The sequence below is a fragment of the Pantoea wallisii genome, assembly GCF_002095485.1.
GTDB lineage: Bacteria > Pseudomonadota > Gammaproteobacteria > Enterobacterales > Enterobacteriaceae > Pantoea > Pantoea wallisii.
The window spans coordinates 40,300-61,947 of sequence record NZ_MLFS01000022.1 but is presented as its reverse complement, the minus strand read 5'-3'; the positions used below and the strand labels follow the sequence as shown (position 1 = coordinate 61,947).

General features: G+C 58.2%; 22 protein-coding genes, 1 tRNA gene and 2 pseudogenes. 7 read left to right on the top strand and 18 right to left on the bottom strand.

Annotation, left to right across the window (positions count from 1 at the left end):
- Positions 1–438: cation transporter (locus tag HA48_RS10105; RefSeq protein ID WP_208613125.1), on the bottom strand; the 438-nt coding region annotated here is incomplete at its 3' end.
- A gap of 96 nt (positions 439–534) precedes the next feature.
- Between HA48_RS10105 and cueR the strand changes: the two genes are divergently transcribed.
- On the top strand, positions 535–951 hold the full coding sequence (cueR, locus tag HA48_RS10100) for a Cu(I)-responsive transcriptional regulator (protein WP_128601139.1): 417 nt from the start codon (positions 535–537) through the stop codon (positions 949–951).
- Here the strand turns inward: cueR and HA48_RS10095 are convergent.
- From HA48_RS10095 to tesA, 5 genes are all read right to left on the bottom strand, one after another.
- Positions 927–1,385 carry an NfeD family protein gene (locus HA48_RS10095; protein ID WP_128601146.1) on the bottom strand — a complete coding sequence of 153 codons (459 nt, stop codon included), beginning with the start codon at positions 1,383–1,385 and terminating at the stop codon, positions 927–929. The genes cueR and HA48_RS10095 overlap by 25 nt on opposite strands.
- Complete coding sequence (locus tag HA48_RS10090) at positions 1,385–2,299, bottom strand: SPFH domain-containing protein (protein ID WP_128601137.1); 915 nt, start codon at positions 2,297–2,299, stop codon at positions 1,385–1,387. Before HA48_RS10090 ends, HA48_RS10095 begins: the two co-directional genes overlap by 1 nt.
- 64 nt (positions 2,300–2,363) lie before the next feature.
- Entirely contained in the window at positions 2,364–3,218 is an 855-nt protein-coding gene (locus tag HA48_RS10085) for a thioredoxin family protein (RefSeq protein ID WP_128601135.1), read from the bottom strand.
- 79 nt (positions 3,219–3,297) lie between these two features.
- A complete protein-coding gene (locus HA48_RS10080) occupies positions 3,298–4,071 on the bottom strand; it encodes an SDR family oxidoreductase (RefSeq protein ID WP_128601133.1) in 774 nt (257 codons plus the stop codon).
- Positions 4,072–4,102: 31 nt separating this feature from the next.
- A complete protein-coding gene (gene tesA / locus HA48_RS10075; RefSeq protein ID WP_244182826.1) occupies positions 4,103–4,729 on the bottom strand; it encodes a multifunctional acyl-CoA thioesterase I/protease I/lysophospholipase L1 in 627 nt (208 codons plus the stop codon).
- Here tesA and ybbA point away from each other — a divergent pair.
- Together ybbA and ybbP are read left to right on the top strand one after the other, a co-directional pair.
- A complete protein-coding gene (gene ybbA, locus HA48_RS10070; RefSeq protein ID WP_128601129.1) occupies positions 4,697–5,383 on the top strand; it encodes a putative ABC transporter ATP-binding protein YbbA in 687 nt (228 codons plus the stop codon). The genes tesA and ybbA overlap by 33 nt on opposite strands.
- A pseudogene (gene ybbP / locus HA48_RS10065) lies at positions 5,380–7,796 on the top strand (putative ABC transporter permease subunit YbbP). Before ybbA ends, ybbP begins: the two are co-directional and overlap by 4 nt.
- Positions 7,797–7,868: 72 nt before the next feature.
- Here ybbP and purK read toward each other — a convergent pair.
- The 4 genes from purK to ppiB form a co-directional block, all read right to left on the bottom strand.
- On the bottom strand, positions 7,869–8,933 hold the full coding sequence (purK, locus tag HA48_RS10060; RefSeq protein WP_128601127.1) for a 5-(carboxyamino)imidazole ribonucleotide synthase: 1,065 nt from the start codon (positions 8,931–8,933) through the stop codon (positions 7,869–7,871).
- On the bottom strand, positions 8,930–9,439 hold the full coding sequence (gene purE / locus HA48_RS10055) for a 5-(carboxyamino)imidazole ribonucleotide mutase (protein WP_128601125.1): 510 nt from the start codon (positions 9,437–9,439) through the stop codon (positions 8,930–8,932). The genes purK and purE overlap by 4 nt, the downstream gene beginning before the upstream one ends.
- A gap of 132 nt (positions 9,440–9,571) precedes the next feature.
- Complete coding sequence (locus tag HA48_RS10050) at positions 9,572–10,288, bottom strand: UDP-2,3-diacylglucosamine diphosphatase (protein ID WP_128601123.1); 717 nt, start codon at positions 10,286–10,288, stop codon at positions 9,572–9,574.
- Positions 10,288–10,782, bottom strand: a complete 495-nt coding sequence (gene ppiB, locus HA48_RS10045; RefSeq protein ID WP_128601121.1) for a peptidylprolyl isomerase B — start codon at positions 10,780–10,782, stop codon at positions 10,288–10,290. Before ppiB ends, HA48_RS10050 begins: the two co-directional genes overlap by 1 nt.
- 217 nt (positions 10,783–10,999) lie before the next feature.
- On the opposite strand from ppiB, the gene cysS reads away from it, so the two are divergent.
- Positions 11,000–12,385, top strand: a complete 1,386-nt coding sequence (gene cysS / locus HA48_RS10040; protein WP_128601119.1) for a cysteine--tRNA ligase — start codon at positions 11,000–11,002, stop codon at positions 12,383–12,385.
- 72 nt (positions 12,386–12,457) lie between these two features.
- On the opposite strand, the gene ybcJ is transcribed toward cysS, so the two are convergent.
- The gene (gene ybcJ / locus HA48_RS10035; protein ID WP_128601117.1) at positions 12,458–12,670 is read right to left on the bottom strand and encodes a ribosome-associated protein YbcJ; all 213 of its coding nucleotides are present in this window, start codon (positions 12,668–12,670) and stop codon (positions 12,458–12,460) included.
- Positions 12,670–13,536, bottom strand: a complete 867-nt coding sequence (gene folD, locus HA48_RS10030) for a bifunctional methylenetetrahydrofolate dehydrogenase/methenyltetrahydrofolate cyclohydrolase FolD (RefSeq protein ID WP_128601114.1) — start codon at positions 13,534–13,536, stop codon at positions 12,670–12,672. Before folD ends, ybcJ begins: the two co-directional genes overlap by 1 nt.
- 176 nt (positions 13,537–13,712) lie before the next feature.
- Between folD and HA48_RS10025 the strand changes: the two genes are divergently transcribed.
- The 3 genes from HA48_RS10025 (at position 13,713) to HA48_RS10015 (ending at position 15,234) form a co-directional block, all read left to right on the top strand.
- On the top strand, positions 13,713–14,216 hold the full coding sequence (locus tag HA48_RS10025; protein ID WP_128601112.1) for a DUF1198 family protein: 504 nt from the start codon (positions 13,713–13,715) through the stop codon (positions 14,214–14,216).
- Between the two features lie 95 nt (positions 14,217–14,311).
- Positions 14,312–14,388, top strand: a tRNA-Arg gene (locus HA48_RS10020).
- A 165-nt stretch (positions 14,389–14,553) separates the two neighbouring features.
- Positions 14,554–15,234, top strand: coding sequence for an SOS response-associated peptidase family protein (locus HA48_RS10015; RefSeq protein WP_128601109.1), 681 nt, complete (start codon positions 14,554–14,556; stop codon positions 15,232–15,234).
- 324 nt (positions 15,235–15,558) lie between these two features.
- Here HA48_RS10015 and HA48_RS22940 read toward each other — a convergent pair whose 3' ends face one another.
- The 6 genes and pseudogenes from HA48_RS22940 to HA48_RS22040 form a co-directional block, all read right to left on the bottom strand.
- Positions 15,559–15,807, bottom strand: coding sequence for a DUF7660 family protein (locus HA48_RS22940; RefSeq protein ID WP_128601144.1), 249 nt, complete (start codon positions 15,805–15,807; stop codon positions 15,559–15,561).
- A gap of 1 nt (position 15,808) precedes the next feature.
- Positions 15,809–16,267, bottom strand: a pseudogene (locus tag HA48_RS10005) (RHS repeat-associated core domain-containing protein); the annotation flags it as partial.
- Between the two features lie 60 nt (positions 16,268–16,327).
- A complete protein-coding gene (locus HA48_RS10000) occupies positions 16,328–16,639 on the bottom strand; it encodes a hypothetical protein (RefSeq protein WP_128601106.1) in 312 nt (103 codons plus the stop codon).
- Between the two features lie 3 nt (positions 16,640–16,642).
- Positions 16,643–20,779: an RHS repeat-associated core domain-containing protein gene (locus HA48_RS09995; protein WP_158086965.1), complete on the bottom strand. Its 4,137-nt coding sequence runs from the start codon at positions 20,777–20,779 to the stop codon at positions 16,643–16,645.
- Positions 20,780–20,796: 17 nt separating this feature from the next.
- The gene (locus tag HA48_RS09990) at positions 20,797–21,234 is read right to left on the bottom strand and encodes a DcrB-related protein (RefSeq protein WP_128601103.1); all 438 of its coding nucleotides are present in this window, start codon (positions 21,232–21,234) and stop codon (positions 20,797–20,799) included.
- Between the two features lie 204 nt (positions 21,235–21,438).
- The gene (locus HA48_RS22040; RefSeq protein WP_158086964.1) at positions 21,439–21,612 is read right to left on the bottom strand and encodes a hypothetical protein; all 174 of its coding nucleotides are present in this window, start codon (positions 21,610–21,612) and stop codon (positions 21,439–21,441) included.
- Positions 21,613–21,648: the final 36 nt, after the last annotated feature.

The window sequence follows — 21,648 nt, the reverse complement described above, 5'->3', positions numbered from 1 at the left end:
CGTAGCCGTGCCCAGCACCAGCGCGCTGCGCTCGCCCAGGTTGACGCGCGCCTGGCTGACGCCGGGCACGTTTTGCAGCGCCTGCTCAACGCGGCTGACGCAGCTGGCGCAGCTCATGCCACCAATCAGCAGATGGTGTACCGGGAGGTCCTGTTCTGCCGGTTGCGACTCCGTTGTCAGCGCCTCCGGCTGCGGCTCCTGAGCTGGCAACGGATCAGGCTTTGGGTTAGCAGCCTCATCTTTCAGCACCGCGTGATAGCCCGCTTGTTCAACGGTAGCAATCAGATCGCTGGCGCTGGCGGCACCGGTGACGCGCGCTTCCTGCTGCGTGACCTCAGCCTGATCAACATCGCTGCGCTGCTCCAGCGCCTCTTTTACGCGTTTAACGCAGTGGCCGCAGGACAAGCCGTCCAGCGCCAGTAATTGAACCTGTGACATCGTTAACTCCTCATGCGTTTAGTTTTGACTCACTGCCGTTATTGCATTAATTATAAAGCCTAAACCTTCCATTCAGGGGAAGGTCAAGGGGCAACGATGAATATCAGTGATGTGGCAAAAAAAACCGGGCTGACCAGCAAAGCCATTCGATTTTATGAAGAGAAGGGCGTAGTCACGCCGCCCCTTCGCAGTGACAATGGCTACCGGCGCTACGGTGCGCATCATCTTGATGAGCTCAATTTGCTGCGCCAGGCGCGTCAGGTCGGTTTTACCCTGGATGAGTGCCGGGAGCTGGTCGCGCTCTTCAACGATCCCGCGCGTCACAGCGCGGATGTCAAAGCCCGTACGTTGCAGAAGGCCGATGAGATTGCTGCTCATATTGAAGAGCTTCACGCGATGCGCGCGCGTTTACTGGCGCTGGCGGAAGCCTGCCCGGGCGATGACGGTGCCGAGTGTCCGATCATCAATCATCTGGCGGGCTGCTGCCGTCAGGATGAGGGGAAGCGTGGCTGAATCAGCAACGTGATACCGACTACGCCGGTCACAATCACCGGCGTGCCCGCCGGGAGATCCTCACTGGCCTGCACGCGCCAGCTGCTGTCGCCAATGCGCACATGGCCAGTCCCCTGCTTCAGGGCATCGTCCAGCGTCAGGTGCATGCCGATAAGCTGGCTGGCGCGCTGATTGAGCGTATTCGGCTGCTGTGACGCTTCGCGATGGCGGATCCAGCGATACCAGACAAAGACACACAGCAGCGTCAGCACTGCGAACAGGGTACCCTGGCTGGTCCAGGAGAGCGGGAACAGCCACTCAATCAGGCCAACCAGCACGGCAGCCACGCCGCTCCACAGCAGGTAGCCGTTGGTGCCCAGCATTTCAGCCGCCAGCAACAAGCCGCCCAGCGTGAGCCAGAACCAGTGCGGGTGCGCAATCAGCTCCATCACCATCACAGTTTACGCTCCTGCCGGCTCTCCCTGAGCAGTTCGCTGATACCGGTAATGGAGCCAAGCAGGCTGCTGGCATCCAGCGGCATCATCACCACTTTGCTGTTATTCGCTTCGCCAATTTTCTGCAGCGCATCGGTATATTTCTGGGCCACAAAGTAGTTCACTGCCTGGATGTCACCCGCAGCGATCGCTTCTGACACTACGCGCGTGGCGTTGGCTTCGGCTTCTGCCTGGCGCTCCCGCGCTTCCGCCTGCAGGAACGCTGAGGTGCGTTCGCCTTCAGCTTTCAGTATTTGTGACTGCTTATCGCCCTCGGCGCGCAGGATCGCGGCCTGGCGCACGCCCTCTGCGGCCAGAATGTCGGCGCGCTTGGTGCGTTCGGCCTTCATCTGCGCATTCATCGCCGCAATCAGCTCCTGCGGCGGACGTACATCACGAATTTCAATGCGGGTGATTTTCACGCCCCACGGATTGGTGGCTTCATCAACGATATGCAGCAGGCGGGTATTGATGTTGTCGCGCTGCGACAGCATCTCATCCAGCTCCATGCCGCCAAGCACGGTGCGAATGTTAGTCATGGTCAGGTTGAGGATCGCCAGCTCAAGGTTGCTGACTTCATAAGCCGCCCGCGCGGGATCCACGACCTGAATAAAGCAGACGGCGTCGATGGTGACGTTGGCGTTATCTTTGGAGATGATCTCTTGCGAAGGGATATCGAGCACCTGCTCCATCATGTTGATTTTGCGACCAACACGATCCATGAACGGCACCACTAAATTGAGGCCGGGCGGCAGGGTTTTGGTGTAGCGCCCAAAGCGCTCTACCGTCCATTGATAGCCCTGCGGGACGACTTTTACGCCTGCCCATACGGTCACCAGCGCAAGCAAGATGATGACGGGAATCACTGCTAACATATAACCTCCAGGCTGTCAGATTGTCGGGCCGAGTCGCTTCGGCCCGTTTAACGCGCGGTACCGATCAGTACAGCAGCGAGTAAAGCTGGCGACGATAGCGCGAGGCGAGCGCATCACCGGTGCCGAGTGCGGCCAGAATCTCCTGGAACATTTTACGCACTTCACCTTCGCCGGCGCTGAGATCGCTCTTCAGGAAGCTTAACAGCAGCTCCAGCGCTTCTTCGTTGCGGCCCACCTGATGCAGCTGTAACGCAAGTTTAGCAGCCAGCACGGCATTTGCGGGTTCGCTTGCCAGCTGCACCTGCAGCTGCTGGATCTCCGGCGTGTCCGCCGCCTGTTTCAGCAAGTCGATCTGGGAGATCAAGCTCTGATAGCGCGTATCCTGATCCTGCAGCGGCACTACCGCCAGCACCGCTTCCGCTTCATCGCTACGGTTTAACGCGATGAGCGCTTCTGCCAGCAGAAAACCGATCTCACTGTTTTGATTGCTCAGCTGCCACGCATCTTTCAGCAGCGGCAGCGCCTCAAGCGGTTTGCCCTCATGCATCAGCTGCATCGCCTGCCGGGCCTTCAGCTCCTCTTCACGCGGCAGCACCTTTTCCAGCAGCGCGCGGATCGCCTCTTCCGGCTGCGGCCCCTGGAAGCCATCTACCGGCTGCCCGTCCTGGAACAGATACACGGTCGGCAGCGAACGCAGGCCAAACTGCGAGGCCACCATCTGCTCTTTATCGCAATCCAGCTTCGCCAGAATAAACTGACCGGCATACTCCTGCGCCAGCCGCTCCAGCACGGGCGTCAGCTGCTGGCAGTGCTGGCTGCGCTCCGACCAGAAGTAGAACAGCACCGGCAGCTGCACGGATTGCTCCAGCGTCTGCTGCAGGTTGGATTCGTTGATGTCGATAATCAAAGCGTGTGACATGAATACGTCTCTTGGCAGAAAGTGTGTAAAGGATATGGGGGCAAACGCCCGGGCTTCAAGTTCAATTCGGGCTTGCAGTTCAGTTGCTGCGCAAAATGCGATCCAGCATCCAGCCCGGCAGCAAGCGCTTCAGCAGGCTCATCGTCCAGGTAACCAGCGTGACCGGATAGCGCAGGCGCGGATGCCGGCTCTCCAGTGCATGACGCAGTTTAGGCAAAATCGCCTCCGGCGGCAGGGTAAAGCGCGCAGCGATACCGGGATTGCGCACCGGTTTATCCTGCTGACCCTGCTGCACATTGTCGGTAAAGCGGGTGGCAATGGGCCCCGGTTCAATCAGGCTGACGCGCACGCCAGACGCGCGCACCTCCATGCGCAGCGCATCGCTCCAGGCCTCCAGCGCCCACTTGCTGGCTGCGTAGGCGCCGCGCCCCGGTGTGGAGATCAGACCCAGTACCGAGCTGGTATTGATAATACGGCCATCGCCACTGTTCTGCAGGGCGGGCAGCAGGCGCAGCGTAAGCTGGTGGGTGCCGAACAGGTTCGTAGAGAACTGCTGCTCCAGCTGCTGGCGCGATAGGCTGCTCAGCGGGCCGTACTGACCGAAACCGCCGTTATTAAACAGGCCGTGCAGGCAGTTTTCCGTCAGCGCGATGACGTGGTCAGCGGCGGCATCCACGCTGGCGGCATCGTCAAGATCCAGCTGAATGCCGGTAAAGCCCAGCGCGTTCATGCGCGCAACATCCTCTGCGCGCCGGCAGGCTGCCAGCACGTGATAGCCACGCGCCAGCAGGTCGTTGGCGGCGGCCAGACCAATCCCGCTGGAGCAGCCGGTGATTAAGATTCGTTTTTGCATTTCTTTACCTGTGTTTCATCACGCGCCTGCGTTAATTCTGCTTTACTAGCGGAGCCAGTTCGTTAGCCATCAGTTTGGCGATAAACGGCTGGGCATCCGGATTGGGGTGAATACCGTCCTGCTGCATCCACTCCGGCTTCAGATAGACCTGCTCCATAAAAAAGGGCACCAGTGGAATGTTGTACTGCCGGGACAGCTGCGGATAGATCGCGCTGAACGCCTCGGTATAACGTCGCCCATAATTAGCCGGTAAGCGAATTTGCATCAGTAGCGGCTGCGCGTGAGCCGCTTTAACCTGGTCGATCACTTTACTTAAATCCCGGGCGATAGATTGCGGCGGAAAGCCGCGCAGACCGTCATTACCGCCCAATTCGATTAACACCCAACGGGGCTGATGCTGTTTTAATAGGCCCGGCAAACGCGCCAGTCCCTGGCCGGCGGTATCACCGCTGATGCTGGCGTTCACGACTTTGGGCTGCTGTTGCCACGATTTATCAAGCAGGCTGGGCCAGGCGGCCGTGGCGGACATGCGATAGCCGGCGCTCAGGCTGTCGCCTAACACCAGCAGCGTATCGGCGGCGGCGATACGCGACACCAGCAGAAGCAATAACAACAGGAAGGGATAATGCCAGCGGAAAACATTGTTGCAGTTCATCATCTTACTAAGTCCGTCGGTCAGGGAGAGCATCAGCTGACCATCCTTACCGGAGTTGAGCTGGTTGTCAAACCAGCTGAAACCATCGCGCTGATTGGCGAGTCGGGTTCCGGTAAATCAACCTTGTTGGGCATCCTTGCCGGGCTGGATGATGGCAGCAGCGGCGAAGTGCACCTGCTGGGCCAGCCGCTGCACAGTATGAACGAGGAGCAGCGCGCCGCGCTGCGCGCGCGCGAAGTCGGCTTTGTTTTCCAATCCTTTATGCTGGTGCCGACGCTAAACGCGCTGGAGAACGTTCAGCTGCCCGCGCTGCTGCGGGGCGACAGCGATCGCGACAGCCGCGTGCAGGCGACCGAACTGCTTGCTCAGCTTGGCCTGAAAGCGCGTCTGCACCATCTGCCGGCACAGCTTTCGGGCGGTGAGCAGCAGCGTGTGGCGCTGGCGCGCGCGTTTAGCGGCCGGCCCGGCCTGCTGTTTGCTGATGAACCGACCGGCAACCTTGACCGCAAAACCGGTGACCGCATTGCCGATCTTCTCTTCTCCCTCAACCGTGATTTTGCCACCACGCTAATTCTGGTCACGCACGATGAGCAGCTGGCGGCACGCTGTGACCGGCGGCTGCGGCTGCGCGACGGCAAGCTGTGGGAGGAGGTATGATCTGGCGCTGGTTCTGGCGCGAGTGGCGTTCGCCCTCGCTGCTGATTGTCTGGCTGGCGTTGACGCTGGCAGTGGCCTGCGTGCTGGCACTGGGTTCAATCAGCGATCGCATGGAAAAAGGGTTAAGCCAGCAGAGCCGCGACTTTATGGCGGGCGATCGCACGCTGCGCAGCAGTAAGCCGGCAGCGGAGGCCTGGCTGGACAAAGCGCGTGAAGAGGGGCTGGCGGTCAGCCGTCAGCTCAGCTTCATGACCATGACCTTCGCACAAGAGACGCCGCAGCTGGCGGACGTCAAAGCGGTAGATGACGCCTATCCGATGTTTGGTACGCTGCAAACGGAGCCGCCAGGCTTACGTCCGATGGCCGGTACGGTCTTAGCCGCGCCGCGCCTGCTGGCGCTGCTCAACCTGAAAGTGGGCGATAACATCGACGTTGGCGATACCACGCTGCGCATTGCGGGTGAAGTGATCCAGGAGCCGGATGGCGGTTTCAATCCTTTCCAGACATCGCCACGTCTGCTGATGAACCTGGCTGACGTCGACAAAACCGGTGCGATTCAGCCTGGCAGCCGCCTGAGCTGGCGCTATAAGTTTTCCGGCGATGCGGCACCGCTGGCGCGCTACGACAGCTGGATTCAGCCGCAGTTGAAGGCGGGTGAGCGCTGGATCAGCGTGGAGAACTCTGAAGATGCACTGGGCCGCTCCATGCAGCGCGCCCAGCAATTTTTGCTGTTGTCAGCTTTGCTGACGCTGCTGCTGGCGATTGCGGCGGTAGCGGTGGCGATGAGTCACTACTGCCGCAGCCGGTACGATCTGGTGGCGGTGCTGAAAACGCTCGGGGCGACGCGCAAAGCGCTGCAGCGGCTGATCATCGGTCAATGGCTGGCGGTCCTGCTGCTGGCTGCCATTGCCGGGAGTGCGCTGGGGCAGGGGATTGAGCTGGCGCTGCTGGTGATGCTGAAACCGGTGCTGCCGGCCGCGCTGCCGGCCGCCAGCTTCTGGCCATGGCTGTGGGCGATCGGCGCGATGTTTGTGATTTCGCTGCTGGTGGGCTTGCGGCCGTATCGCCTGCTGATGGCGACGCAGCCGCTGCGGGTGCTGCGCCGTGATGCGGTAGCCAGCGTCTGGCCGCTCCGCATCTATCTGCCGGTGATGGCGCTAATTGTGGTCGCGCTGCTGGCGCTGCTGATGGGCGGCAGCAAAATGCTCTGGGCGCTACTGGCGGGCGTAGTAATGTTGGCCCTGCTGCTGGCGCTGCTCGGCTGGGCACGCTGCTGCTGCTGCGTAAGCTGGTGGTGCGCAATCTGGCGCTGCGGCTGGCGATCAACCGTCTGCTGCGACAACCGGTGATGACGCTCAGTCAGCTGGCGGCCTTTTCACTCTCCTTTATGCTGCTGGCGCTATTGCTGGTGATGCGCGGCGATCTGCTGGATCGCTGGCAGCAGCAGCTGCCGGCCGATGCGCCAAACTATTTCCTGCTCAACCTGACACAGCAGCAGGTGCCGCAGGTGCGCGACTTCCTGCAGCAGCATCACATTAAAGCGGAAACGTTCTACCCCATCGTGCGTGCGCGCCTGACTGAGCTGAACGGCAAAAAGGCCGATCCGAAGCTGGATAATGCGCTGAACCGCGAACTGAACCTGACATGGCAGGCGGAACGGCCGGATCACAATCCGCTGGTGGCCGGCAGCTGGCCACCGCAGGCCGGTGAAGTGTCGATGGAAGTGGAGCTGGCTGACCGTCTCGGCGTGAAGCCCGGCGATACGCTCACCTTCAGCGGCGATACACAGCAGTTCAGCGCCAAAATCACCAGCCTGCGCAAAGTGGACTGGGAGAGCCTGCGGCCGAATTTCTTCTTTATCTTCCCGCCTGGCGCGCTCGATCAACAGCCGCAAACCTGGCTCACCAGCTTCCGTATGGAGAGCGATCCAGCAATGCTGGCCCAGCTGAACCGGGCATTTCCCACCTTAAGCCTGCTGGATGTTGGCAGCATGCTGAAGCAGATCGGCCAGGTGCTGGCGCAGGTGAGCCAGGCGCTGGAGATCATGGTGATTCTGGTCACGGTATGTGGTGTGCTGCTGCTCATGGCACAGATCCAGGTCGGTATGCGGCAACGGCGTCAGGAGCTGGTGGTCTACCGTACGCTCGGTGCCAGCAAGCGGCTGCTGCGCGGCACGCTGTGGTGCGAGTTTGCGCTGCTTGGCGTGGTATCCGGCATTGCGGCGGCGCTGGGCGCGGAAGCGGCACTGTGGGGCCTGCAACGCAAGATCTTTGACTTCCCGTGGGAGCCGGACTGGACCTTGTGGTTCGCACTACCCCTCTGCGGCGCGCTGCTGTTGTCACTGTGCGGAGGCTGGCTGGGTGTACGCTTGCTGAAAGGTAAGGCGCTGTTCCGGCGATTTGAAGCTGCGTGATTGGAGGCGTGACGATTAGCCCCCGGAAGCGGTTATCACCGTTGCGGGAGCCGAACGGCCAGGCGCGCGGCGTTACAGCTTCGCGACTGCCCAGGCGATGCCGGAAGCATAGGCTGCCGGCAGCAGCGGAACCAGCGCATTCAAGGCCGACGCCAGACGCGCACGATCGCTATCGGTCAGATTCAGATGCCCAACCTTGCGGCCGGCACGCACCTCTTTATCGTACCAGTGCAGATGCACCAGCGGCTGCTGCAGCCAGGCAAGGTTGACGTCAGTACCAATCAGATTCACCATCACCGATGGCGCAAATACCACCGGTTGCGGCAGCGGCAGGCCCAGTACCGCGCGCAGGTGCAGCTCGAACTGGCTGATTGATGCGCCATTCTGCGTCCAGTGGCCGCTATTGTGCACGCGTGGCGCCAGCTCGTTAATCAGTAACCCTTCCGGCGTAACAAAACACTCCATCGCCATCACGCCGACATAGTTCAGCTCATGCATGATAGCGCTAAGCATCGCTTCGGCCTGCTGCTGTTGCGCGGCATCAGCCTGCGGAAAGGCCACGCTGGTACGCAGAATGCCCTCTTCATGCAGGTTGTGCGTCAGCGGGTAGAATACCGTGCCGCCATCCTGACCGCGCGCGCCCACCAGCGACACTTCACCGCTGAAGTTGATGCCCTGCTCAACGATGCACTCGCCGTAGCACGCATCCGGCAGCGTGTCGATTTCAGCCGCGCGTAAACGCCACTGGCCGCGACCGTCATAACCGCCGGTGCGGCGCTTCACGATGGCCAGCTCGCCCAGCGTGCTGAACACCTGCGGCCACTCGCGTTTGTCAGCCAGCAGCTGCCAGGGTGCGGTCGCCAGATTGAGCTGATCGAGCAGCTGTTTTTGCGTCAGGCGATCGGCCAGACGCGGGAAAATATCGCGATTCACAAAGGCCGGGTGGCGTGCCAGCTCGCGCGTTAACGCGGTCTCCGGCCAGCGCTCAATCTCTGCGGTGATCACGCTCTCTGCAATGGGCAGGGCGGAGGGCTCCGCGTCAAGCCCCACCGGATAGACCGCAATGCCCAGCGGCTCGCCCGCCTGGCGCAGCATACGGCCCAGCTGGCCGTTACCCAATACGCAAACCGGCTTCATGCGTTCCCCCGCGGGTCCGGGTTCTCCAGCACTTCATCGGTCTGCGTCTGGCGCCAGGCTGCCAGGCGTGTCGCCAGTGCCTGGTCATGAATAGCCAGAATCTGTGCCGCCAGCAGCGCAGCATTGGCGGCACCGGCTTTACCGATCGCCAGCGTGCCCACCGGAATACCGCGCGGCATCTGCACAATTGAGTAGAGGCTATCAACGCCGCTCAGCGCCGCGCTCTGTACCGGCACGCCCAGCACCGGCACCAGCGTTTTCGCGGCCAGCATGCCCGGCAGGTGTGCCGCACCGCCGGCACCGGCGATGATCACCTGAAAGCCGTTATCAGCTGCGGTTTCGGCGAAGCTGAACAGTTTGTCTGGCGTACGGTGAGCAGAGACCACTTCAACGTGGAATGGCACATCCAGGCTGTTAAGAATCTCCTCGGCGAACTGCATGGTAGCCCAGTCACTTTTAGAGCCCATGACGATGGCGATACGGGCCGGGGTGGCGTTGGATGACATGCGGTCAACTCCTGTGAATAGTCAAACGAACCTGGCCGGGCGGGCAGGTAAAGAAGGGCACAGAGAATAGCATGAGATGGCAGTAAGGAAAACGGTTGCGTAGGCGGAAAACGGGCATTTACGCCCGTAAAGTCAGAACGGAAATTCGATAAGGCTCACGCCGCCGGCATCGACCTGAACCATCGAACCGTTTTCATGCCAGGCGCCCAGTACCGCGCGCTGCGCCGCGCTGCCGTGCAGGGAGAAGTGATGAATCGCCGGACGGTGCGTATGGCCGTGGATTAACACCGGCGTTTGCTGGCGCGTCATCGCCGCCTCCACCGCCTGCTGGTTCACATCCATGATGCTCAGCGATTTATGCTGATTGGCCTGCTTACTGTCGGCGCGCATGCGCGCGGCAATGCGCATACGCACCCGCAGCGGCAGGGCGAGAAACAGACGCTGCAGCCAGCGCTGATGCACTTTCGCGCGAAAGCGCTGATAGCCGGTATCATCGGTACAGAGCGTGTCGCCATGCATAATCAGCACGCGCTGACCGTACAGGGTGAGTACCTGCTCTTCCGGCAGCAGCGTCATACCGCTGGCGCGCGCAAAGCGTTTACCAAGCAGAAAGTCGCGATTGCCATGGATGAAGTACTTTGGTACCGGCAGGGCCCGGAGGGCCGCGGCGATCTGCTGATGCAGCGGATTCGGATCGTCGTCGCCAATCCAGGCTTCAAACAGATCGCCCAGGATGTAAAGCGCATCGCACTGCTGCGCTTCACCCTGCAAAAAATGCAGAAAACCGGCAGTGATTGCCGGTTCTTCCTGACACAGATGTAAATCTGCGATAAACAGCGTGCGCGACATTACTCGCTAACAGTCACTTTCTGGATGACAACGTCGTCAACCGGAACGTCCTGGTGCATGCCGCTGCGGCCCGTTTTAACCGCTTTGATTTTTTCGACCACGTCCATGCCTTCAACCACTTCGGCGAATACGCAGTAGCCCCAGCCCTGCAGGCTTTCGTCGCGGAAGTTCAGGAAGTCGTTGTCCGCCACGTTGATGAAGAACTGCGCGGTGGCAGAGTGCGGTGCCTGGGTACGTGCCATCGCCAGCGTGCCTTTGGTGTTCTTCAGGCCGTTGTTCGCTTCGTTACGGATATCCGCTTTGGTAGCTTTCTGGTTCATGCCCGGCTCAAAACCGCCGCCCTGAATCATAAAACCATTGATTACACGGTGGAAAATCGTGTTGTCGTAAAAACCTTCACGGCAGTAATCCAGGAAGTTCTGCACGGTTGCCGGCGCTTTATCGTCAAAGGTTTTGATTACGATATCGCCATGGTTCGTCTGGAAAGTGACCATTATATTCGTCCTGTGGAGGTTGTCGTCAGTATCAACTGCCGCGCCAGCAGAGCGGCGGGGCATTTTTGTAGACGCTTCTTATATCACAATTTCCAATAACGCGTCAGTAAGCCAACGGCAGTTGGTATGCCAGCGATGCACAAGTCGGAAAAATACGGCACAATAACCGGCTACAAAAGAAGGCGTATCCCGCACACGTAAAAAACGGAACCGTTCAATGCTAAAGATCTATAACACCCTGAGTCGACAGAAAGAGGAATTTAAACCCATCCATGCCGGTGAAATCGGTATGTACGTGTGTGGAATCACGGTTTACGACCTCTGTCATATCGGCCATGGGCGTACCTTTGTGGCATTTGACGTGGTGGCACGCTACCTGCGCTACCTGGGTTTTCAGCTGAAATATGTACGTAACATCACCGATATTGATGACAAAATCATCAAACGCGCCAATGAAAACGGTGAGAGCATCGAAACGCTGACCAATCGCATGATCGCGGAGATGCACAAAGATTTTGCCGCGCTGGGCATTCTGCCGCCGGATTTGGAGCCGCGCGCGACCCGCCATATCGCGGAGATCATTGAGCTGGTTGGCAAGCTTATCGAACGCGGCCACGCTTACGTAGCCGACAACGGCGACGTGATGTTCGACGTGCTGAGCGATAACGATTACGGCGTGCTGTCGCGTCAGGATCTGGAGCAGCTGCAGGCCGGTGCACGCGTTGAAGTGGCCGAAGTGAAGCGCAACCCGATGGACTTCGTGCTGTGGAAAATGTCCAAAGCCGACGAACCAGCGTGGGAATCGCCATGGGGCAACGGCCGTCCGGGCTGGCACATTGAGTGCTCGGCGATGAACTGCAAACAGCTGGGCACCCATTTTGACATCCACGGCGGCGGTTCAGACCTGATGTTCCCGCATCACGAGAACGAAGTGGCACAGTCCACCTGTGCGCACGACGGCCCCTATGTGAACTACTGGATGCACTCCGGCATGGTGATGGTCGATCGCGAGAAGATGTCAAAATCGCTCGGCAACTTCTTTACCGTGCGCGATGTGCTGCAGCACTACGATGCTGAGACCGTGCGCTACTTCCTGATGTCCGGTCACTATCGCAGCCAGCTCAACTACGGTGAAGATAACCTCAACCAGGCGCGTGCCGCGCTGGAGCGCCTCTACACCGCGCTGCGCCACACCGATGCCAGCGCCAGGCCAGCGGGTGGCGAAGCGTTTGAAGCGCGCTTCCGCACGGCGATGGACGATGACTTTAATACCCCGGAAGCCTACTCCGTACTCTTCGACATGGCACGCGAAGTGAACCGCCTGAAGAGCGAAGATAAAGCGGCTGCCGACGCGCTGGCAGCCAAACTGCGACAGCTGGCGGACGTGCTGGGCATTCTGCAACAGGACCCGGAGCAGTTCCTGCAGAGCGGTGCGCAGGTGGACCAGGATGAAGTGGCAGAGATTGAGCATTGGGTAAAAACCCGCGCCGATGCGCGCGCCGCGAAAGATTGGGCGCAGGCGGATGTTGCGCGTGACAAGCTCAATGAGCTGGGCGTTATCGTTGAAGATGGCCCGCAGGGCTCCAGCTGGCGCCGTAAATAACCAAAAAGGGCGAACCGCAGTTCGCCCTTTTTTATGCCAATTTATCGCCCGCAGGCATGCGCACCGCGTCTGTCAGGCGACAACCGTTACGCGCTGACCGGCAAACTCGACCGTCTGGCCGGGGAAAATCTTGCAGCGCTTGCGCGTCTCAATGGCACCATCAACACGCACTGCACCCTCATCGATCACGATTTTGGCCTGCGCGCCGCTCTCGACCCAGCCTTCAAGCTTCAGCAGATCGCACAGATCAACGTGTGCGTGTTTACCCAGAGAAAAATTCGCCATTACGCCTCCTCCACATCGTGATACTGCTCGCACGCCAGTAGCGTATTCTGGATCAGCGTGGCCACCGTCATCGGGCCAACACCACCCGGCACCGGCGTGATATAGGCGGCGCGTTCGGCAGCCGCCTCGAAATCGACATCGCCGACGACTTTGCCGCTCTCCAGACGGTTAATACCGACATCAATGACGATCGCACCCGGCTTGATCCAGTCACCCGGAATAAAGCCCGGTTTGCCCACGGCGACCACCAGCAGATCGGCATGCTCGACATGATGACGCAGATCTTTGGTAAAGCGGTGGGTGACGGTAGTGGTGCACCCGGCCAGCAGCAGCTCCATACTCATCGGACGGCCTACAATATTGGAAGCGCCTACCACCACGGCGTTCAGGCCGTAAGTGTCGATATTGTAGCGCTCCAGCAGTGTAACGATGCCGCGCGGCGTACACGGACGCAGCTTCGGCGCGCGCTGGCACAGGCGGCCAACGTTATAGGGGTGGAAGCCATCAACGTCTTTGTCCGGCGTGATGCGCTCCAGCACTTTCACGTTATCAATGCCCGCCGGCAGCGGCAGCTGCACCAGAATGCCGTCGATCTCGCCATCGTTATTCAGCTGATCGATCAGATCCAGCAGCTCAGCTTCGCTGGTGCTGGCAGGCAGGTTGTAAGCGCGGGAGATAAAACCCACTTCTTCACAGGCGCGGCGTTTGTTAGCGACATAAATTTGCGAGGCCGGGTTTTCACCCACCAGCACAACCGCTAAACCTGGCGCACGTTTACCGGCTGCCACACGCTGCTGCACTTTTTCGGCAACCTCAAGGCGCACCTGCTGCGCAATCGTTTTACCGTCAATAATTTTTGCTGCCATCAGAGAGGAAATCCATCTGTAGAGGGTTAAATCGGGGATGGCGTCTATTCTGTCAGAAGCGCGTGCGGCTGTCAGTCACAGATTCGCTGGCACAGTGCGTTTCCCGATTTTTTCGCCGTGACGTGAGGCCGCGTTAGCGCGTATTATGCCCGCCTGGACATGATGTGGATGACGTGATGATTTGGTTGATGCTCGCCACGCTGGCGATCGTGTTTGTTGTGGGTTTTCAGCTGCTGACCGCCCGTTCGCGCCACGCCGCGCAGGCACTGAACAAGCGCCTGGGGCTGCCGCCGGTGCATATTGAGTCAATGCTTTCGCTGATGGGGAAAGAGGCGGCAAAGGAGTTCATCGATTACATCGCTGGCGATAACGAGGCGCATCTGCAGAATGGCGCGATGGTTCTGCTGATCTGGCAGGTACTGATTGTGGACGGCAGCGAAGCGAATACGCTGCGCTGGCACGGTATTCTGAGCAAGGCGGGTTTCTCTGCGCTGATTTCGCGCCAGCAGCTGTTGCTGGCCCTGGGTTTTCTGCGTCAGCTGGAGCCGGACAGCCAGGAGCTACACGCGCTGCGCGAGCAGTACAATGCGCGTTTTACGCAGCAGGGGATTGAGCTGGAAGGGGAATCGGCTGAGGCGAGTAATCTGGTGTCGCTGAGCGACTGGCGTCAGCGCCATTAAGCGTAATTGCTCAATCCCTCAACACTCTGCCGCGCTGCTGCGGCAAAAACGTTGACGCGCCAGCCTGCCAACGTATAATCCGACGCATCTTCTATGCGCCCTTAGCTCAGCTGGATAGAGCACCGGCCTTCTAAGCCGTAGGTCACAGGTTCGAATCCTGTAGGGCGTGCCAAATACTTTCAAGAACTTAAGCCAGCTTCCACGCCACCTGATTTTCCCTTTTATCGATGCTGCTTACGCTACTGGATTACTTCGCCACGCACATCTTTTGCCTGCTCGACTGAGCCATTCCTCCTGAACTAACTCTACCGCGCTATCTTTAAAGCAGGAGGTGTCTATGTGTGGACGATTTGCGCAGTACAGCAGCAGAGATAGCTATTTTGACTCACTCGGGTTAAAGCCTGACGAAATCATTTACGATCCTGAGCCGATAGGGCGCTTTAACATTGCGCCTGGCACAAAGGTTTTGCTGCTCAACGAACGCGAAGATGAGCTTCATTTCGATCCGGTCTACTGGGGATACGGTCCCGAGTGGTGGAATAAGCAACCTCTTATTAACGCCCGCGGTGAAACCGCTGCATCGGGCCGTATATTCAAACCTCTGTGGCAGCACGGGCGCGCCATTGTCCCGGCTGACGGCTGGTTTGAGTGGAAGAGAGGGGGCGATAAAAAGCAACCTTACTTCATTTATCACAAGAGAAAAGCGCCGCTGTTCTTCGCTGCTATCGGTAAAGCGCCATACGACAAGGATCATGGGCACGAAGGGTTTGTTATTGTGACAGCCGCGAGTAACAAAGGTATGGTCGATATTCACGATCGTCGTCCGCTGGTGCTTACTGCGGATGCTGTTCATGAATGGTTGAGTGCTGAAACCAGCCCGGAGCGTGCGGAGAAGATCGCACATGATGCGGCCTTACCTGAGAAGGATTTCATCTGGCATCCGGTAACAAAGAAAGTCGGCAATATCCATAATCAGGGTGAAGAGTTAGTGGTACAGATAGATGATCCTGTTGTGTGACGATTATGCTTTCGGTGCCAGATAGATCACGCACCCTATACAGAGTGATTTTTGCTGTTAGTCAGCATCTCGTTTTAAGGTTTTGACTCTATTACATTAGCTGAGGCATTTAGCTGGTCACTGATCCGAAAAGGTCATGATGACACCGCCCGCACAGAGGAGAACGCTGCACCTCGGCGCAGAATCTGTTTTGGAAATGGCTGGCGATGTGTGGCAAAAGTGGAACGCCAGACAGGCCCGATAGTCGGTCGAGATGTTACTGGCCCAGGTCAGCGGCTGACGGTAAAAAGGCGGAAGGACCGTCAATGTCGCTTCCGGCTTTTATTATTCGTATACTTTTGCAGCCATTAAAATATCTGCAAAAACTTTCCAGTTCGTATCCTTTGGCAAGGGCTGGTTAGTCTTTTCATAATACCCATCCATATCCTCTATCCATGAAGCGATAGCTCCAAGATAAGAGCTGAGATCTTTATTTTCCCATTCATCAGGGTTGTCTTTAAAATCTTTCGCCAGAGCTTCTATAAGTTTAACAAGCCCATCTTTACTGTTAACCGGAAATAAATCATCTAAAATTTCAGCTATCTATAACTCTCTTAATACCATAACTCATTTTAAGAATGATGATTTTTTCATCTGTTTTCGTGGTCATTTTCCACATTTTGCCAGCAACTTCCTTCTCCGAAGCACACTGCACCGGTATTTCTTTCAGCCCTGACAATTTGAATGCAGCCCGCCTCCTGTGGTCCAAAGTCCATAATTTTCCGCTTGAGTCTTGCCAAATTTTAATTGCCGATAAATCAGTAGGCTTAAGAGTACCGTTTTTAAGAGCAGCTGTGTTATTGAGAACGGTATGCTCACCCGTTTGATTCTTAATTGAGCTTTGCATGGAATGGATATCGTCAGCATTCTTTGTAAAGTTCCCACACTTACTCAGCCCCAACGGGGCGATCCAGTTCAGCGGATTCGGTGCATACGCATAAAGGTTCAGCCCGCCATTTAGCCCTATCGGATCCGGGGTCGCACAACGGCCGACCTACGGATCGTAACGTTAATTAAATAAGAGTCATGCCTTTATCTTTTGAAGGGGCTTTGTTTATTCTAGCATCCTCAATATCTCTTCTTCTGATTTATCGTAAGGTGGCTGCCATATGTTAAAATCTTTTTCAATCCATTCGTCATATTCTTCCGGTGATAGGTTACTTTCTAACTCTTGGTGTAAGAATTTTCTTGTTTTAGATAACTTATCCAGAACATTGCATTGGTTAAAGAAAAGTAATAATGCTGACGCAGTTTTTTTACTTTCATCGAAACCAGATCCTATTTTATCTATCACAACAACAATTTCTTCCAGTGAAGTTAAAATATCTTTAATTGCTTCTGTTTTATCTGAATATTTATCATTCATTTTTCAGCACCTTTTAACAAACTTTGTTGTTTTTTCATTTAACTTCACTTCACCTTTTATTTTGTACTCTTCAACGCCTAAGTTGTTTTTTCTAAGTTCAACTCGGTCAGAATCTATATCAAAGTCAATATAGTTTCTGGCATGATTTTGCTTTATTTTAAACTTATCAGCAGCATCGGCCATACTTAATGGATTTCCTTTCGCTTTTGTTGCGAACACAGCATTTTGATCAGAGGGCTTAATAGTCATACTCTCTTTAATTCCTTCTAAGCCTTTGTTGCTTGTGTAGTGCCTTAAACGAAGAACACTCAAACCAAAAGGATCTATCCAACTTAACGGATTCGGCGCGTACTGGTATAAGTTCAGCCCGCCATTTAGCCCTATCGGATCCTGCACCGTAAACCGGCCGACCTGAGGATCATAGTACCTGAACAGATTGTAGTGAAGCCCGGTTTCGCTGTCAGCGTACTGTCCGGCATAGCGCAGTGGCTGGTGGTGCAGGGCGGGGCGCACCGCGCGGCGGCTGAAGCCCTCACTCTGCCTGCGCACTTCGCCAAAGCTGCCGTACTGGCCGCTCCAGCGCAGGTCGCCGTTCTCATCCGTCATCTCCAGCGGTGCGCCGTTCAGGTCGGTGCTGAACCAGAATATGTCGCCCTCTGAATCTGCATGCCGGTGCTCAATGCGCGCCAGCGGGCTCCAGGTTTCAGCCGGGTCATAGAGCCAGGTATGGCAGCGGCCGTTCTCCTGTTGCTCCTGCAGCAGGCGACAGCCCTGCCACAAAAAGCGCGTGCTGAGGGTGCCCTGCTGCGTGGTCACGGTTTTACGGATGCGCCTGCCGAGCGCATCGTAATGATAGTGCGCGCTGAAGCGGCCCTGCGGCCCGCTGCCTTCGGCCTTAATCAGACGGTTTTCGGCATCGTACGTATAGTGCTGTTCGCTAAAGCCGCTCCGCCTGCGGACCAGATTGCCCCACCAGTCATACTGCATAAACAGGTTCTGCCACTGCCCGAGCCGGTTATCGGTGACGGGGAAAACGGCCGGGCCGGCATCGTCTGCGGTGAGGTTATCCGCCGCGTCATAATGAAATGCCGCTGTGCTGTGGCCCTGGCGCGCTTCATAGTGCTTCAGCAGACGACCTTCTGCGTCATAGCCGTAATGCACGTCGCCGCGCAGGGTATCGCTGACGCCCGCCAGCTCGCCGCGCGCGGTGTAACGAAACGCCCGCTCAAGGATAGCCTGCTCCGGCAGGGGAACCTGTGTGCCCGGCTGGCTGCGCTGCAGCGTGCGCCGGCCAAGGCTGTCGTATTGACGCAGCTGTTCACGCGCGCCCTGGCTGCGTGATATTTCCCGATGCAGCCGATCGCGGGTAAATTCGCTGACCAGCTGTCGGTTAAAGCGGATAGCGCTGACGTGCCCGGAGCCGTAGTGCAGCCACTGCAGCTGCTGTTCGCCCGGCAGCGTCAGCATGGTGAGGTTGCCCAGCCCGTCACGGGCATACTCCAGCGCACCGGTGCAGCCCGATTCGCGCAGTAGCTGGCCGGCAGCATCGTGAGTGAAAGCGACGCTGTCCTCTTCAATGCCCAGCGCCGCGCCCTCTGCGGTGGGCGTGCACAACACGCTGGCGAGTTCACCGCTGGTTTTACGCGTGTAACGATATGCCGCATGGCGCGTAGTGCGGCCGATCAGCAGCCCGCTGTCGTCGTGGCTGAACTGCTGCCAGCGGCGTGCGGTGCCGCCGTCGGCTTCCGGCCGGCCATGCTCCTGCAGCGAAGTGAGAAAACCGCGCTCGTCCCACGCCATTAAGCGCGCGGTCTCATCCGGTCGCGTCTCGCTGAGTGGGCGGCCTGCCGGATCATAGCTGAAGTGATATTCACCGCCGTTGCCGTTCTCCAGCCGCAGCAGATTGCCACGCGGATCGTAATGCCAGCGTCGGGTGCGGCCAATGCGATCAGTCACACTAACCGGCAGTCCCAGCGCGTTATAGGTCCAGCGAACTTCGCTCTCCAGCGCATCGCGCCAGGCGCTGAGCTGGCCATGCACGTTCCAGTGCAGGGTTTCGCGGCTGCCGTCCGGAAGCACAATCGCGCACAGCTGACCCGCTGCGTTCCATTCACGCTGAGTGATGTTGCCTTCAGCGTCCTCGCTACTGATCAGATAACCAAAGCGGTCATAGCTGAACCGGGTAACGCTGCCGGAGCAGTCGATGCGCTGCGTCAGCAAGCCCTGACGGTTCCAGCACAGCTGCACCACGCCACCGGCGGCATCGGTGATCTGGTCGGGCAGCGTCTCGTTGTCGTCCGGGTAGTGCCAGGTGCTGGTGTGGTTTAACGCGTCGGTCTCAGTAAACAGCCGCCCTTGCAGGTCATAGGTAGCGTGCGTGGCACTCAGATTCGGGTAATCAGTGCGGACAAGAAGGTCAGTCAGGCGCAGCCAGTGATAGCGGGTCTGGCGGCCAGCCGGATCGATCTCCTGCAGCATACGGCCGTAGCGATCCCAGCGGCTACTGCGCATCGCACCGCCGGGCAGGATAACGTCGCACAGCTCGCTCTCCTGGTAGACAAAAGCGGTCTGCCTGCCGTCAAAATCGGTAAAGCGCGCCACATTGTCATCATCATCCAGCAGCCAGTGCGCTTCGGTACCGTCATCACGCGTGGCCCGGCGCGTGCCGTTTTCAAAGTCGTAGTAAAAATCCAGCTGCTCGCCACCGCTGTGACGATATGCCACCACGCGCGGTAAACCGTCAATCTCCCGCCAGCGATACTCACTGAGCAGGCCATTGGCATCCTCATGGGCGCTCATCAGACCATCGCGCCACTGAAAACGGCGGCGCACGCTACCGCCCCGGCCTGTCACGGTAATGAGCTGGCCGCTGTCGTCATAAGCGTAACTGACTAAGCAGATCGCGTCATCCAGCCAGACACCGGTGAGGCGATCATGGGCATAGCGACACACCACGCGTTGCCCGGCGCTATCGGTCAATGCGTGCAGCGTACCCTTAACATTCCACTCAAACAGAATATCATTGCCGCACCGATCGGCCAGGCGCAGCGGCAGCGAGGACGTATCGTCCTGCAGTGCGCCAAAGTGCCAGCGCTCGTCGCTGATGTCATAAAGTGACCAGCTTCCATCAAGATGGTGCTCAAGCCAGCACTTTTCCGCCTCGCAGAAGGTCCGCTGGCCTTTCGGCACTAAAGGGAAGGAAACATAATCGCCCGACGGAGCGCGCCACACGAGACCATCCTGATAGCGCGTCAGCTGTGTCTCCCAGAACAGGCTCCAGCCGCGTCCCAGCACGCTATCGCCGGGGTTGCCGCTGCGCCAGTGGCGCTGCCACTGTACCGGCAGGCGCGAGGGCAGCACGAAGTCGAGTTCGTCATCGCCGCTGAGAAACTTCTGGCCGCTAACGATATCTACCGGGCGGGCAATAATGCCGACAGCGGCGGCCCCGGTCATCAGCGCACCCGCACGACAGGCGATGCGGCCAAGTTTATTGATGCCGGGTAATTTACTCAGCATCTTACTGACGACACCCGCTTTACCAGCCACGCCGCCGAAGCCGCCAGCCAGGCCAGCAAATAACAGAGTGAGATCGGACGCTTTATAGAGCCACTCGGGAACTTCAGACTGGATGGGTAACGTTTGCTGCGCGCTGCCGCCGATACAAACGTTATCCGACCCGGTCATTACCTTCGCGCCGCAGGTGGTTTGATCGCCGAGACGCGCGGCAGGGAAGCCGTTAATGAACACGCGCGAAGAACCTTCCGCCATCTGCTGCGAGCCATCGTCCTGGCACGTCACCATACTCCCGGTGGCGATGGCCGCCGGTCGGCCATTAATAAAGACGTTGTGCGATCCGGTGGTGATTGTGCCTTTTTTCGTCATGCTGGCGGCACCCGCCTCGACAATACCGTCTCTGGCTGCCGTGGCCAGTTCGCCGGTGAAATAACCCACGGCAACGCTGGCGCCGATTAGCAGGACGCCTACGCCTAAACAGGAAGCACCGATGCCAGCCAGCATCAGCGCGCCGGCGGCGATGCCTCCGACGGCGGCAATCAGACCACCGACCAGCGTGCCGCCAATCATACCCGCCAGGGCGGATGAGTGTCCGATATCGTCGCCAGCGCGTGCGGCTTCAAACATAACAACAATCCTTATTGTTAAGCGTGTGGACGGAAGCTCCCCAGCAATTCCTGAAACAGTGCGTTATCAGCCGCGGTAAATGCCGCGTTTGCTGTCATGGTGAAAACCAGAACATGGCGGTTGTCGGGCGTGAACACCGCCTGCTGCTGCCAGATGCGTTTGCCGTCGCGCAGATAACTGGCGTGAACGCTTTCACCAACAAGTGCGGGCTTCCCCAGCGCTGCCGCTTCCCGCAGGCTCTGCTGCCAGCCCTTCAGGTGCTGCTGCATCAGTTTTAGCTGGCGATCGATATAAGCGGGCAGCGTTTCACTCTCCTGTAATGTATCGCGGGAGATATTGAACGCAGGGGCGTTTGTTGTGCTGGAAGTAAAGATATTAACGGTACGATCCCGATAGGCTACGGGTAGATTGACAGTGCCTTCGCTTATCTGGCAGATGGCTTGCGGTTGCGGCATGGAGCAGATTCCCTTCGCTTCAGATGGGGCGGATTCTGGCATGAATAGCGCAAAATCTCTAGCGGAGACGTGCCAGTAATAACTGTGGTTTAAAGGGGCACCTGACGTCATCAGGTGAGAATCTCTGATCCCGAGGCGAGCAGCAGCCCGCAGGGCAAGCCTGAGGTGAACAATTCACCCCAGGCTATGTGCGCTGATGGGGCATTACGCTTGCGGTTGCCCGACCGGGCCTTTACTCATCGGGCCGCCCGGCACAGGTTGTTCTGTTTGCACGTTAGGCCGTCCATCCGGGCCGATAGGGCGATCCGGTTGCTGGCAGCCTGCCAGCGTCATCAAACTGGAAACCATCATCATGCCGGCCAGTAATGTTTTCATCATGCGCATCCCTTTTGCTCAGCAACCCAGCGTTGCTTT